This is a genomic window from Enterococcus sp. AZ129, from assembly GCF_051714505.1.
Classification (GTDB): Bacteria; Bacillota; Bacilli; order Lactobacillales; family Enterococcaceae; genus Enterococcus; species Enterococcus faecalis.
This window is the reverse complement of the sequence record NZ_JBIORY010000001.1, coordinates 1,613,055-1,626,533: the sequence shown is the minus strand read 5'-3', so window position 1 is coordinate 1,626,533 and position 13,479 is coordinate 1,613,055. Positions and strand designations below refer to the sequence as shown.

The window sequence follows — 13,479 nt, the reverse complement described above, 5'->3', positions numbered from 1 at the left end:
CTGATGTGAATCAGCTGACTTAGAAAGAATAGGGTTCATGAAGCTAACGAGAAGAGGGAAAGAATGGAAAAGAAAGCACTTGTGTATACAGGAAAAGCGAAGAAGTTGTATCAAACAGAAAATGCAGCGGTTCTTTTTGTGGAATATCTTGATCAAGCAACAGCTTTAAACGGTCAAAAAAAAGACAAAGTTCTTGGGAAAGGCGCTTTAAATAATCAAATCACTAGTCTAATTTTTGAACATTTACAGCAACAGAAGATTCCCAATCATTTTATCAAAAAAGTATCTGAACACGAACAATTAATTCAGGCCGTAGAAATGATTCCTTTGGAAGTTGTCGTACGTAATTATGCGGCAGGAAGTTTTTCAAAGCGTTTAGCGATTGAAGAGGGCACTAAATTAGTGACGCCCATTATTGAATTTTATTACAAAGAAGATCGTCTGGATGATCCTTTTATTAACGAAGACCATATTCAATTTCTAAAAGTAGCCACTCCTGCTGAAATTGTGGAGATTAAAGCATTGGCTTTACAAATTAATCAGGCGCTTAGTCAACTCTTTCAACGCCTCAATATTTGTTTGATCGATTTTAAAATCGAGATTGGTCGGACGAAGGCCAATCAATTGTTACTGGCAGATGAAATTTCTCCAGACACCTGTCGTCTATGGGATTTAAACACAAACGAACATCTGGATAAAGATGTTTATCGCCGTGAATTAGGAGAAATAGTTCCTGTATATGAAGAAGTTTTACAACGTTTACTAACAGCTAATTGAGGAGGAAGCGCGTATGTATTTTGTCAAAGTCTATGTTACGTATAAAGAATCAATTTTGGATCCCCAAGGTGAAGCGGTTAAGGAAGCAGTCCATCGGCTTGGTTTTACAGAAGTAGCCGAAATCCGTGTCGGTAAGTATTTTGAAATGCACGTCCAGCAGACAGAAGCAATTGAAGAGAAAATTGAACAAATTTGTGATCAACTATTAGCCAATGTAAATATGGAATCCTATCGTTTTGAAATTTTATCTTTGGAGGAAATTTAAATGAAATTGGCAGTGATTGTTTTTCCAGGATCCAATTGTGATGCAGACTTATTGTGGGCTGTCAAAGAGGTGATGGGCGTCGATGCAGAATTTGTCCGACACGATGCCACTTCTTTAGCAAAATTTGATGGCGTATTGTTGCCTGGTGGTTTTTCTTATGGCGATTACTTACGTTGTGGTGCAATTGCTCGGTTTTCGCCAATTATCAATGAGGTGATTCGCTTTGCTACAGAAGGCAAAATGGTTTTTGGTACTTGTAATGGCTTTCAAATTTTAACAGAAATTGGCTTACTTCCTGGCACATTGCTAAGAAATGATTCGCTTCGTTTTATTTGTAAAAGTGTCCCATTGAAAGTGAATACGCACACAAAGTTTACAAGCGAGTATCCTGAAAATGTTTCGATACATTTACCAGTAGCACATGGCGAAGGGAATTACTATTGTGATGAAAAAACGTTGCAAGAGCTGAAAGAAAAGAACCAAATTGTTTTTACGTATCAAGAAAAGGTGAACGGTAGTCTTGCGAATATTGCTGGTATTTGTAATGAACAGGGCAATGTTCTAGGAATGATGCCTCATCCGGAACGAGCGATGGAAGAATTGTTAGGTTCAACAGATGGACGCAGCTTTTTTGCTTCAATCATTAAAAACTTTGGAAAGGAATTAAGCCAATGATGAATGAACCAACACCAAAAGAAATCAAGGAGACACGGTTGTATGCAGAATGGGGACTAACAGATGAAGAATATCATCAGATTGAGACCATTTTGCAAAGAGAACCTAATTATACAGAAACTGGCTTATTCTCCGTGATGTGGAGTGAACATTGCTCTTACAAAAATTCCAAGCCCGTTTTAAAAAAGTTTCCGACGGAAGGGCCACAAGTGCTTCAAGGCCCTGGTGAAGGAGCTGGGATTGTCGATATTGGTGACGGATTAGCTGTTGTTTTTAAAGCAGAGAGCCATAATCATCCTTCTGCAGTAGAACCTTACGAAGGAGCAGCTACAGGCGTTGGTGGAATTATTCGCGATATTTTCAGTATGGGGGCGCGGCCGATTGCTTTACTGGATTCGCTAAGATTTGGCGAACTGACGGATGCACGAACACGTTATTTGTTTCAAGAAGTTGTGGCGGGGATTAGCGGTTATGGAAATTGTATTGGTATTCCAACCGTTGGCGGCGAAATTGCTTTTGAGCCATGTTATCAAGGAAACCCACTTGTCAATGCTATGTGTGTGGGATTGATTCGTCATGATGAGATTCAAAAAGGCCAAGCAAAAGGCGTTGGAAATAGCATTCTTTACGTAGGTGCGAAAACAGGACGAGATGGAATTCATGGTGCGACCTTTGCTTCAGAAGAATTTAGTGAAGGTGAAGAACAGCAACGATCTGCGGTACAAGTAGGTGATCCGTTTATGGAAAAATTATTATTGGAAGCTTGTCTTGATTTAATCAAAAATCATCAAGATATTTTAATCGGCATCCAAGATATGGGGGCGGCTGGCTTGGTTTCTTCAAGTGCTGAAATGGCATCAAAAGCAGGTTCAGGCTTGATTCTAGAGCTGGATAAAGTTCCGCAGAGAGAGACGCAGATGAGCCCCTATGAAATGCTCTTGTCTGAGTCCCAAGAACGGATGTTAATCTGTGTGGAAAAAGGAGCAGAACAGCAAGTTTGTGAATTGTTTCAAACGTATGACTTAGAAGCGGTAGCGATTGGATCCGTAACAGATGATGGACAGTATCGTGTCTTTCACGGTGGCAAAATAGTCGCAGATGTACCAGTAGATGCTTTGGCAGAAGAAGCCCCTGTCTACCAGAAAGCCTATCAAGAACCAGAACGGATGCGTGCTTTTAAAAAATTAGCGCCCTTCATTCCAGAAATTACGAATAGTACGGAATTATTAAAACGCCTATTGCAACAGCCAACGATTGCATCGAAAAAATCAGTTTACGAAACCTATGATAGTCAAGTACAAACGAATACAGTGGTGCAACCAGGAAGTGATGCAGCTGTTTTAAGAGTGCGGGGCACCAATAAAGCCTTAGCGATGACAACAGATTGTAATAGCCGTTATTTGTATTTAAATCCTGAAATTGGTGGGCAAATTGCGGTTGCAGAAGCAGCCCGTAATATTGTAGCAAGTGGAGCACAACCTTTGGCTATCACTGATTGTTTGAATTATGGTTCCCCTGATAAACCAGAAAGTTTTTGGGAATTATGGACGTCGGCGGATGGAATCGCCGCAGCCTGCCGTCAGCTAGGAACACCCGTGATTTCAGGGAACGTCTCTCTTTACAATGAAACAGATGGTCAAGCCATTTACCCTACGCCGATGATTGGCATGGTGGGCGTGATTGAAGATGTTTCACAAATTACCACACAAGCGTTTAAACAAGTGGATGACTTAATTTATCTCATCGGTGAAACCCACGCAGATTTTAACGGCTCAGAAATTCAAAAAATGCAACTGGGCCGAATTGAAGGGCAATTACGCTCATTTGATTTAAAAGAGGAAAAAGCAAACCAAGAATTAGTTTTAAAAGCAATTCAAGCAGGCCTAGTTGCTAGCGCGCATGATTGCGCTGAAGGCGGCGTTGCCGTTGCTTTAGCCGAGTCGGCTTTTGCTAACGAACTGGGGTTACAGGTGACACTGCCATTAAAAAAAGAATATCTATTTGCGGAGACGCAATCCCGTTTTATTCTTTCAGTTAGTCCCCAGCATCAAGAAGCATTTGAAACACTTATCGGAAGAAAAGCTCAACATATTGGGAAAGTGACTGAAACTGGTTTGGTCATTCATGCGTTAGATGATGTGATCAATTGCTCAACAAAAGAAGCCAAAGCCTTATGGGAGGATGCGATTCCATGTCTTATGAAGCAAAAAGCTTAAATGAAGAGTGTGGTATTTTTGGTATTTGGGGTCATCCTGATGCGGCACAAGTGACCTATTTTGGCTTACACAGCTTACAGCATCGAGGCCAAGAAGGCGCGGGAATTGTGGCGAACAATTCTGGGAAATTAGATGGCCACCGTGATTTAGGTTTATTAGCAGAAGTATTCCAAAAGCAAGAACAACTGAATGCGTTAGAAGGAACGGCGACTATTGGTCATGTACGCTATGCAACCGCTGGTACGGGTAGCGTGGATAATATTCAGCCATTTTTATTTAAATTTTATGATAGTCAAATTGGGTTAGCACACAATGGCAATTTGACAAATGCCAAGCGTTTACGAAAACAACTAGAAAGAGAAGGCGCTATTTTTCATTCCAATTCAGACACTGAAATTTTAATGCACTTGATTCGAAAAAGCACTGCTGCCTCGTTTCTCGATAAACTAAAAGAGAGCTTGAATTTGGTTAAGGGGGGCTTTGCTTATCTTTTATTAACAGAAACGATGATGATTGCTGCACTCGATCCCAACGGCTTTCGCCCTCTCTCCATCGGACAAATGAACAATGGGGCGTACGTTGTGGCATCCGAAACGTGTGCATTAGAAACAGTTGGGGCTCGCTTTATTCAAGATGTGGCGCCTGGTGAAGTAGTCATCATTTCTGATGAAGGCTTGAAAATAGAGGTTTTCACTACGGAAGTCCAACCGGCGATTTGCGCAATGGAATATATTTATTTTGCACGACCAGATTCAAATATTGCTGGAGTTAATGTGCATACAGCTCGTAAAAGAATGGGGAAGAACTTGGCAATCGAAAGTCCAGTCGCAGCTGATATGGTAATTGGGGTACCAAACTCGTCATTGTCTGCAGCTAGCGGCTATGCAGAAGAAGCACAGATACCTTACGAACTAGGTTTAGTAAAAAATCAATATGTCGCTCGAACATTCATCCAGCCGACACAAGAATTAAGAGAACAAGGTGTCCGTATGAAACTATCGGCAGTTCGTGGCGTGGTCAAAGGAAAAAAAGTCATTTTAGTAGATGATTCGATTGTTCGCGGGACCACTATTCGGCGTATTATTCATTTATTAAAAGAAGCAGAAGCGCAAGAAGTTCATGTTAGAATTGCTTCACCACCATTAAAATATCCGTGTTTTTATGGCATTGATATACAGACGCGGGACGAACTAATTGCGGCAAACTATTCAATTGAAGAGATCAAAGAGCAGATTGGCGCAGATTCGCTGGCTTTTTTGAGTGAAGCAGGGCTGATTGATGGGATTCAATTAAATTATGATGCTCCTTATTCTGGGCTGTGTATGGCTTACTTTAATGGAGACTATCCAACGCCTTTGTATGATTATGAAGAACAATATCAAGCATCCTTGAAAAAAGAAACTAGGAGGAATTGACATGGAAAATGCCTATTCAAAAGCTGGCGTAAATGTTGAGGCAGGATACGAAGTAGTGGAACGAATTCAAAAGCATAGCCAAAAGACACAACGGACGGGAACGTTGGGTATGCTTGGTGGTTTTGGTGGTTGTTTTGATTTAAGTAGTTACAAGCTTAAAGAACCAGTTTTGGTATCAGGAACGGATGGCGTAGGCACAAAGTTACTCTTGGCAATTGAAGAACAGAAACACGAGACAATCGGAATTGATTGTGTAGCAATGTGTGTCAATGATGTCGTCGCACAAGGCGCCGAACCGTTATATTTTTTAGATTATTTAGCGTTAGGGACCGTTAATCCAGCTAAAGTTGAAGCAATTGTTGCGGGTGTTGCGACTGGCTGTTGTGAGGCGAATGCAGCCTTAATTGGGGGCGAAACAGCTGAAATGCCTGATATGTATGAATCAGATGCTTATGACGTGGCTGGTTTTGCCGTGGGTATTGCTGAGAAAAGTCAACTCTTGACTCCAAGTAACGTAAAAGAAGGCGATTTCTTGATTGGTCTTCCTTCAAGTGGTCTTCATTCTAATGGTTACTCTTTAGTAAGAAATGTTTTTTTTAAGAAACATTCGTTTAAAACAACGGACAAGCTTCCAGAATTGGCACCCAAAACGTTAGGGGAAGAATTATTAACACCAACAAAAATTTATGTGAAGGAATTATTGCCATTGTTAAAAGCAGGACTCGTGCATGGGGCTGCGCATATTACTGGCGGCGGGTTTTTAGAAAATCTACCAAGAATGTTTTCTTCCTCATTAGCTGCAGAGATTCAATTAAATAGTTGGCCAGTGCTACCAATTTTTAAATTGATTCAAAAATACGGTGAAATTCCACCTGAAGAAATGTATGAAATTTTCAATATGGGCTTAGGGATGATTTTAGCGGTGAGTCCAGAGCATGTTGAAAAAGTTCAGGAGCTTTTGCCAGAAGCTTTTGAAATTGGTCGTTTGGTACCTAGGAAAACGAAAGCCGTTATTTTTAAGGAAGCCTTATGAAGATAGCTGTTTTTGCATCTGGCAATGGTAGCAATTTTGAGGCGATTACTGCAGCTTTTTCCCAGAAAAAAATCGCAGGGCAGTTGAGCTTAGTCTTTTGTGACCAGCCTGAAGCCTATGTATTGACCCGTGCCCAAAAACGCAAGATTCCCGTTGTTTGCTTTTCGCCATCTGATTTTCCATCTCGTGGGCAGTATGAAGAACAAGTATTGAAACATTTAAAAGAGCATCAGATCGATTTAATCGTGTTAGCTGGTTATTTGAGAATTATCGGCAAGACTTTACTGGAGGCTTATCCAAAGAGAATCGTCAATATTCATCCTTCTCTGTTACCTAGTTTTCCAGGTCTTCACGGAATTGAAGAGGCATTTCATTATGGAGTGAAAATAACAGGAATCACTATCCATTATGTTGACTCTGGGGTTGATACAGGACCGATTATTTTCCAAACAACCACCAAGATTGATACTGAAGATACATTGGACACATTAACAGAGAAAATTCATGCTCTTGAGCACGAATGGTACCCAAAAATAATTTCAAAAATTGTAAAGGAGACAATGAAATGACCAAAAGAGCATTGATTAGCGTTTCAAACAAAACAGGAGTGACAACATTTGCAGCAGGCTTAGTTGCAAATGGCTTTGAAATTATCTCCACTGGGGGAACAAGGACTGTCTTAGAAGAAGCGGGGGTACCGACACTTGCTATTGACGACATCACTGGCTTTCCAGAAATGTTAGATGGCCGTGTCAAAACGTTACATCCGAATATCCATGGCGGACTTTTGGCAAAAAGGGGAAACCAAGCGCATCAAAAAGCACTGACTGAACAAGGCATTCACTTTATTGACCTTGTAGTAGTGAATCTTTATCCATTTAAAGAAACAATTTTAAAACCAGCAATCTCTGAAGCAGAAGCAATTGAAATGATTGATATTGGGGGTCCTAGCATGTTACGTTCAGCGGCAAAAAATTATCAAGACGTAACAGCAGTGGTTGATCCTAGTGATTATGAACAGGTATTAAGTGAAATTAGCAGCACTGGAACTAGCCAGTTAGCCACTAGAAAAAGATTAGCAGCAAAAGTCTTTCGTCATACCGCTGCTTATGACGCGCTTATCGCTGACTATTTAACGACGCAAGTGGGTGAAACTGAACCAGAGAAACAGACGCTTACTTATGAACGTAAGCAAACATTGCGTTATGGCGAAAATAGCCATCAACAAGCCACCTTTTATCAATCCGTTGTACCTGTATCATTATCCATTGCTTCCGCTCGACAACTTCATGGCAAAGAACTGTCATATAACAATATTCGAGATGCTGATGCAGCACTCCGGATTGCTAGCGAGTTTACAGAACCTACGGTCGTCGCTGTTAAACATATGAACCCATGTGGAATTGGAACAGGAAAAACGATTTTGGCAGCCTATCGTCAGGCATTTGAAGCAGATCCAGTTTCAATTTTTGGTGGCATTGTTGTTTTGAATCGTCCAGTGGACCAAGCGACAGCGGCTGAAATGCATCAAATCTTTTTAGAGATAATTATTGCGCCTAGTTTTGAGGAAGAAGCTTTGGCACTGTTATCTCAGAAAAAGAATCTTCGTTTGTTAACGTTAGATTTTCATGCTCAAGAAAAAAAAGCGGTGGAATTAGTTTCTGTTATGGGCGGGTTATTAATTCAAGAACAAGATACAGTTGTTGAAAATGACCAAGCATGGCAAGTAGTTACAGAGCGCCAACCCACACCAGCTGAAAGAGACGCATTGAACTTTGCTTGGAAAGCAGTCAAGCATGTAAAATCAAACGCTATTGTTTTAGCCAATAAAAGCCAAACGGTGGGGATTGGCGCTGGTCAAATGAATCGAATTGGTTCAGTAAAAATTGCAGTTGATCAAGCCCAAGCAGCTGGAAAATTACAAGGGGCCGTCTTAGCAAGTGATGCCTTTTTCCCTATGGCAGATAGCGTGGAATATGCTGCACAACATGGCATTCAAGCAATTATTCAGCCAGGCGGGAGCATTAAAGACCAAGCATCAATCGATCTAGCGAATCATTATGGTATTGCGATGATTTTTACTGGGACTCGTCATTTCAAACATTAATTTTTAAAGGAGAAACCGATGAATATATTAGTGATTGGGCGTGGTGGTCGTGAACATGCAATCGCCAAAAAATTACAGCAAGAAGACAAAGTCAAGACTGTTTATTGTGCACCAGGTAATCCTGGTATGAGTGGTGATAATATTCGGACTGTACCTATCGGTGAAGAGCAGCAAACGGAACTAATTCAATTTGTGAAGGATAATCAGATTGATTGGACATTCATCGGACCGGAAACGCCATTAATTGAAGGAATTGTAGATGCCTTTCAAGCAGCGGGATTACTGATTTTTGGCCCGACAAAAGCAGCTGCAATAATTGAAGGTTCAAAAAGTTTTGCGAAAGATTTTATGCAAAAATACCAGATTCCAACGGCAGAATATCGGGTCTTTCAAAGTTTGGCACCTGCCTTAGAATATATTGAACAGCAAGGCGTACCAATTGTTATTAAGGCAGATGGTTTGGCAGCTGGAAAAGGAGTAGTAGTTGCCGAAACAAAAGCAGCCGCAAAACGGGCGCTAGTTGCGATGATGGAGGATCAACAATTTGGAGTAAGCGGTCAAACGGTCGTAATCGAAGAATTTTTGCAAGGAGAAGAATTTTCCTTAATGGCCTTTGTTTCTAATGAGAAGGTATATCCGATGGTGATTGCTCAAGATCATAAGCGGATTTTCGATGGGGATGCTGGTCCGAATACAGGGGGGATGGGTGCTTACACACCAGTGCCTCAGATCCCAGAAGAAGCGGTTCAGCAAGCCATTAGCCAAGTCCTGAAACCGACTGCTAAAGGAATGGTGGCTGAAAAACGTCCGTTTCAAGGGATTTTATATGCTGGTTTAATCCAAACAGCAACTGGCCCCAAGGTTATTGAATTTAATGCTCGATTTGGGGATCCAGAAACACAAGTTGTGTTGGCACGTTTAGAGAGTCCCCTTTCAGAAATAATTTCTTCATTGCTGGCGAAAGAGCAACCAACGATTGTATGGAATGAGTTAGCGAGTGTTGGTGTTGTTGTAGCAGCAGAAGGCTATCCTAATCAATACAAGACAAATCTACCATTGCCCGAAATGTCTGGTGAAACCATCTATTATGCAGGGGTAACTCGTTCAGAACAGGCTCTGGTTTCGGCTGGCGGACGAATCTTTTTAGCAGAAGCAACTGCTTCGACTCTTGAAGAAGCCCGCAAAAAAGTTTATCAAACATTGGATAATTACTCATTTCCTGGAATGTACTATCGAAAAGATATAGGTGTGAAAGGCTTGATTTAAGGTTTTTAAAAACAGAGGCAAGGACATTTAATCGAATGTTTCCTTGTCTTTTTTTTATTGCAAATTCAGATAGGGAGGCATAAACTGAAAGTATATCTATCATTAAATAGAGGAGAAAACTAAGATAATGAGAAACAAGCAGATTGAAAAAGTTAGTCAACGGTTGTTTATTGTTACAAGTGTCTTGGCAGTCAGTTTACTGTTATTAAGTGCGGTGGTTTATCCTGATTTACCAGCTCATGTGCCCATTCATGTGAATTTTTTGGGCGAGGGTAATTCGTTTGGCCCAAGATCTAGTATATTTATGTGGCCAGCGGTCCTGTTTGGCTTGAGTATTTATCAACGAAGTTATCAATCAGTACAACCATATGGCAGATGGCTGAAGGTATTATTAATCATTGTTAATCTTGGCGCTTTGTTTAGTATTCTGCGTCTATTTATTCATTTGTTGGTTTGAAGGGGTCGAAAGGTGAGAGAATGAGAAAGTTAATTTTGGTTTTTGTGGGCTGTGCCATGGCCTTTTGTTTATGGCCTAATCAAGCGGCGGCTGTAGCTGGTGGCTATGGCGGCGGACGTGTAGAAAGTCCAAGCGGAGGTAATCCCTCGAATGGTTTTTCGCCAAGCGGTGATGGATCAAGAAGTTATGTTCATCATAACGAGACCGGGAACAGCAACACAACGCCACTGGAAGGCTTAATTTCAACAGTGTTTTTTGTTCTTTTTGGGGGCACGATGATTTGGCAAAGACGCCGTAGAAATCAACCAGTCGATGAAGGCGCTTTTCAAGAAATGTGGGCAGCATTACCTGGAACATCAAAAGAAAAAAAGGCACTCTTAAAAGAAATACAACAAACGTTTTTAGAAATACAACAAGCGTGGGATCAAGAAAACTTGTCTGTAGTCAAAGATAACTATACAGAAAAACTTTATCAAAAACATCTTGCAGTATTACAAGAAAATCAACAAGCGGGCATCAGAAATCATGTAAAAAAAGTGAAAGTAGCGCCAGCTTCGAATTATCATCATATTAGTGAAACCAGTTTTTCACTGATGCTTCATTTTTCTTGTATTGACTATGAGGAAGATACTCAAAGCGGTCGTGTTTTATCAGGATACAAGCACCAAAAACAATATTTTTCACAACTTTGGTATTTTGATTACAATCCATCTCTTGGAAAATGGCAAGCAGACTTCATTCAACCTAAAGGATAGTGCTAAAAAGCGCTTGGGGTTTAAATCCCAAGCGCTTTTTTATTCTTCGATGCGTTTTACAAGCTGTATTTTTTTATTTAATACGTAAATCAGGATACCGCCGACGGTCATTGAAAGAAGTTCACCAAGTCCAACGGTCAACCATGTGTACCAAAAAGGTAACTGATAAAAGAACGTTAAGGGTCCGGCGACAGTGAACATGGACAAAGCAAAAAGAATGGCCGTTAGCATCAGTTTAATCAATAAATTTTGCTGATTTTTTGTCGCAAAATAGGCAATCCATAAGACTGCGCACGTCCCAGCGCTACCGATGGCTATATCGATGATACCAAGAGGCGAAGCGGTGTTGGCAATCGCAACCCCTAACGTAATGGACCAGATATATCGCTTGTTAAAAACGCCTAAATAATTAAATAATTCGGCAAGACGAAGCTGTATCGGACCAAAACTAAGCGGAGCGAGAAGTACAGTGACAACGACATACAAAGCGGTAACCAGCGCCATTTTAGCCAACGCCGTAGCTGACCACGTACTGGTTTGTGGATTTGATGAATGATTCATTTAAGATTCTCCTTTATAAAACAACGACGTGTTTTAGTGATAACCATAACCAAAGGAAGGGCAGCAAAGCCAACTGAAGTGTTATGGTGTGAGTTGCCTCACTGTGTTACATGTTACTGAAGAACAGACACTCTGTAAAGTCTTTTTATTTCATGGTCCAACCACCATCAATGGTCATAACTGTGCCATGGATATAATCAGCGTCATCACTAGCTAGAAATAATGAAAGTTTTGCTACCTCTTGTGGCTGTGCCCAACGGCCCGCAGGTGTTTCACTTGCTACCCAAGTAGCCATTTCACCTTCTCCTGCAAAATCAGCTACGTTCATGGGTGTTTGGATGGCACCTGGCGCAATCGCATTTGCTCGAATGCCTAATTTGGCATAATCGTAGGAAAGTTGTTTTGTATACCCGATGATTGCGTGTTTGGAGGCAGTGTACGCTGCGCCGCCGCCCCCAGCTACTAAGCCAGCGATAGATGCCATATTAACGATTACTCCTTTTTTTTGTTGGAGGAAATAAGGTAATAGAGCATTGGTCACTAAAAAGACACTTTTTAAATTGGTTGCTAAAATTTGATCCCATAAAGCTTCCGAAGTTTCTAGAGAAGGACGATAATCATCTAAAATACCTGCCGTATTTAATAAAATATCAATTTGGCCGTTGTCTTTCACAATTTGTTTCATCGTGGCTTGCACAAATGCGGGAGAAGACACATCACCGACAAAATAAGTAAATGGCTTAGTAGAATCTGGGTTAACCAGTGCGGCTGTCTGTTTTAACCCCGTTTCGTCTAGGTCGATGCCAATAACCTCAGCACCTTGCTCAGCAAAGGCAATTGCTTGTGCTTGGCCAATCCCTGAAGCTGCACCAGTTACAAGCACCCGTTTTGTTTCAAATTCTTTTGGCATAAGAAAAACTCCTTTAAACATTTAAAAATTAAGGTCTGGAAGAACGAGCAATCGCCGTAATCTGCCAGACCTTATGTGTATAATTATGCTTCAACAATCACCCAATCTTCTGCTAAGACATCACAAGGTGTTGGTGAAAACATGCTGTAGCCTTCATCAGAAGTTTTGATTAAAAAATACGGGGTAACTTGTAAAAATTCACCTTCGGAGGTGCCAATTTCATCACGTAATTCAATAAAAAGTTCAAAACCGCTCCAGCCTTTACGTACGGCTTTTTTTCCTGCTTTAATCTGTGGCAATACTTCTTCAAATGTCATTTGATTGTGCTCCTTTTTCGTTAAATGGTAGTTCGTGATAGCTCGTTGTGCCTTTTTCAATTGTCAACTGACCGTTAAGTAGATCTGTCATTTCAGCTATAAATGTTTCTGTTGCTTGTTCATCTACTAAACAAATTAACTGAATAGACTCTGTGTAAATAGTTTCTTTAAGCGTGTAGGGACTATGTTCCAAAAAGGCTTGGGCTTTTCCTAATAAAGGATAGGCGATCGTAATCAATAGTTCTTGTTGCAATTTGCCAATGACTAAACCAATTTCATCTAAAGTGTGGGAAAGAGCATGACTATATGCTCGGATTAAACCACCAGTGCCTAATTTTATTCCGCCAAAATAACGAGTGACAACAGCCACTACGTTGATTAACTCTTTTTTCTTTAAGACTTCCAGCATTGGAACACCAGCAGTGCCACTAGGTTCGCCGTCATCGCTGCTCCGCTGAATGTCATTTTTTTCGCCGATCACAAAAGCACTACAATTATGATTGGCTTTCCAATGTTCTTTTTTTATTGCGGCGATAAAGGCTTTTGCTTCTTCTTCTGATGTTACGCGCTTTACAGAACAGATAAACCGCGATTTCTTGATTTCAATCTCGCTGAAACCATCTTGTTTGACTGTAATATAGCTTTCTAACATATGGGCATCCTTTTCTCTCGTAATAAAGTCAGTATAAAAAAGAATCAACTGAATAGCAACTTTTTCTCTCATC

15 protein-coding genes are annotated in these 13,479 nt (G+C 40.7%); 11 read left to right on the top strand and 4 right to left on the bottom strand.

Going from position 1 to position 13,479, the window contains the following annotated elements; all coding sequences use genetic code 11:
• Positions 1-63: 63 nt before the first annotated feature.
• The 11 genes from purC (at position 64) to IGJ90_RS08110 (ending at position 10,966) form a co-directional block, all read left to right on the top strand.
• Positions 64-777, top strand: a complete 714-nt coding sequence (purC, locus tag IGJ90_RS08160; protein ID WP_002357270.1) for a phosphoribosylaminoimidazolesuccinocarboxamide synthase — start codon at positions 64-66, stop codon at positions 775-777.
• Positions 778-790: 13 nt separating this feature from the next.
• Positions 791-1,042 carry a phosphoribosylformylglycinamidine synthase subunit PurS gene (gene purS, locus IGJ90_RS08155; protein ID WP_002357271.1) on the top strand — a complete coding sequence of 84 codons (252 nt, stop codon included), beginning with the start codon at positions 791-793 and terminating at the stop codon, positions 1,040-1,042.
• Positions 1,043-1,717: a phosphoribosylformylglycinamidine synthase subunit PurQ gene (purQ, locus tag IGJ90_RS08150; protein ID WP_002357272.1), complete on the top strand. Its 675-nt coding sequence runs from the start codon at positions 1,043-1,045 to the stop codon at positions 1,715-1,717.
• Positions 1,714-3,933 (top strand): phosphoribosylformylglycinamidine synthase subunit PurL, encoded by a 2,220-nt coding sequence (gene purL / locus IGJ90_RS08145; protein ID WP_033625008.1) that lies wholly within the window; start codon positions 1,714-1,716, stop codon positions 3,931-3,933. Before purQ ends, purL begins: the two co-directional genes overlap by 4 nt.
• The gene (gene purF / locus IGJ90_RS08140) at positions 3,909-5,348 is read left to right on the top strand and encodes an amidophosphoribosyltransferase (protein ID WP_438767960.1); all 1,440 of its coding nucleotides are present in this window, start codon (positions 3,909-3,911) and stop codon (positions 5,346-5,348) included. The genes purL and purF overlap by 25 nt, the downstream gene beginning before the upstream one ends.
• A gap of 1 nt (position 5,349) precedes the next feature.
• A complete protein-coding gene (purM, locus tag IGJ90_RS08135; RefSeq protein ID WP_438767958.1) occupies positions 5,350-6,381 on the top strand; it encodes a phosphoribosylformylglycinamidine cyclo-ligase in 1,032 nt (343 codons plus the stop codon).
• On the top strand, positions 6,378-6,950 hold the full coding sequence (gene purN / locus IGJ90_RS08130; RefSeq protein WP_438767956.1) for a phosphoribosylglycinamide formyltransferase: 573 nt from the start codon (positions 6,378-6,380) through the stop codon (positions 6,948-6,950). The genes purM and purN overlap by 4 nt, the downstream gene beginning before the upstream one ends.
• Positions 6,902-8,488, top strand: a complete 1,587-nt coding sequence (purH, locus tag IGJ90_RS08125) for a bifunctional phosphoribosylaminoimidazolecarboxamide formyltransferase/IMP cyclohydrolase (protein WP_438767954.1) — start codon at positions 6,902-6,904, stop codon at positions 8,486-8,488. The genes purN and purH overlap by 49 nt, the downstream gene beginning before the upstream one ends.
• 18 nt (positions 8,489-8,506) lie before the next feature.
• Entirely contained in the window at positions 8,507-9,754 is a 1,248-nt protein-coding gene (gene purD / locus IGJ90_RS08120; protein WP_438767952.1) for a phosphoribosylamine--glycine ligase, read from the top strand.
• 127 nt (positions 9,755-9,881) lie between these two features.
• Positions 9,882-10,211: a DUF1648 domain-containing protein gene (locus tag IGJ90_RS08115; protein WP_002398351.1), complete on the top strand. Its 330-nt coding sequence runs from the start codon at positions 9,882-9,884 to the stop codon at positions 10,209-10,211.
• A 20-nt stretch (positions 10,212-10,231) separates the two neighbouring features.
• Positions 10,232-10,966, top strand: coding sequence for a TIM44-like domain-containing protein (locus IGJ90_RS08110; protein ID WP_156248458.1), 735 nt, complete (start codon positions 10,232-10,234; stop codon positions 10,964-10,966).
• A 39-nt stretch (positions 10,967-11,005) separates the two neighbouring features.
• Here the strand turns inward: IGJ90_RS08110 and IGJ90_RS08105 are convergent, their stop codons facing one another.
• The 4 genes from IGJ90_RS08105 to IGJ90_RS08090 form a co-directional block, all read right to left on the bottom strand.
• Positions 11,006-11,527 (bottom strand): QueT transporter family protein, encoded by a 522-nt coding sequence (locus IGJ90_RS08105; RefSeq protein ID WP_142666475.1) that lies wholly within the window; start codon positions 11,525-11,527, stop codon positions 11,006-11,008.
• 145 nt (positions 11,528-11,672) lie between these two features.
• Complete coding sequence (locus IGJ90_RS08100; RefSeq protein WP_438767949.1) at positions 11,673-12,458, bottom strand: 3-oxoacyl-ACP reductase; 786 nt, start codon at positions 12,456-12,458, stop codon at positions 11,673-11,675.
• Between the two features lie 62 nt (positions 12,459-12,520).
• Positions 12,521-12,754 (bottom strand): DUF2829 domain-containing protein, encoded by a 234-nt coding sequence (locus IGJ90_RS08095; protein WP_002357284.1) that lies wholly within the window; start codon positions 12,752-12,754, stop codon positions 12,521-12,523.
• Complete coding sequence (locus tag IGJ90_RS08090; RefSeq protein WP_002366803.1) at positions 12,744-13,406, bottom strand: YigZ family protein; 663 nt, start codon at positions 13,404-13,406, stop codon at positions 12,744-12,746. Before IGJ90_RS08090 ends, IGJ90_RS08095 begins: the two co-directional genes overlap by 11 nt.
• Positions 13,407-13,479: the final 73 nt, after the last annotated feature.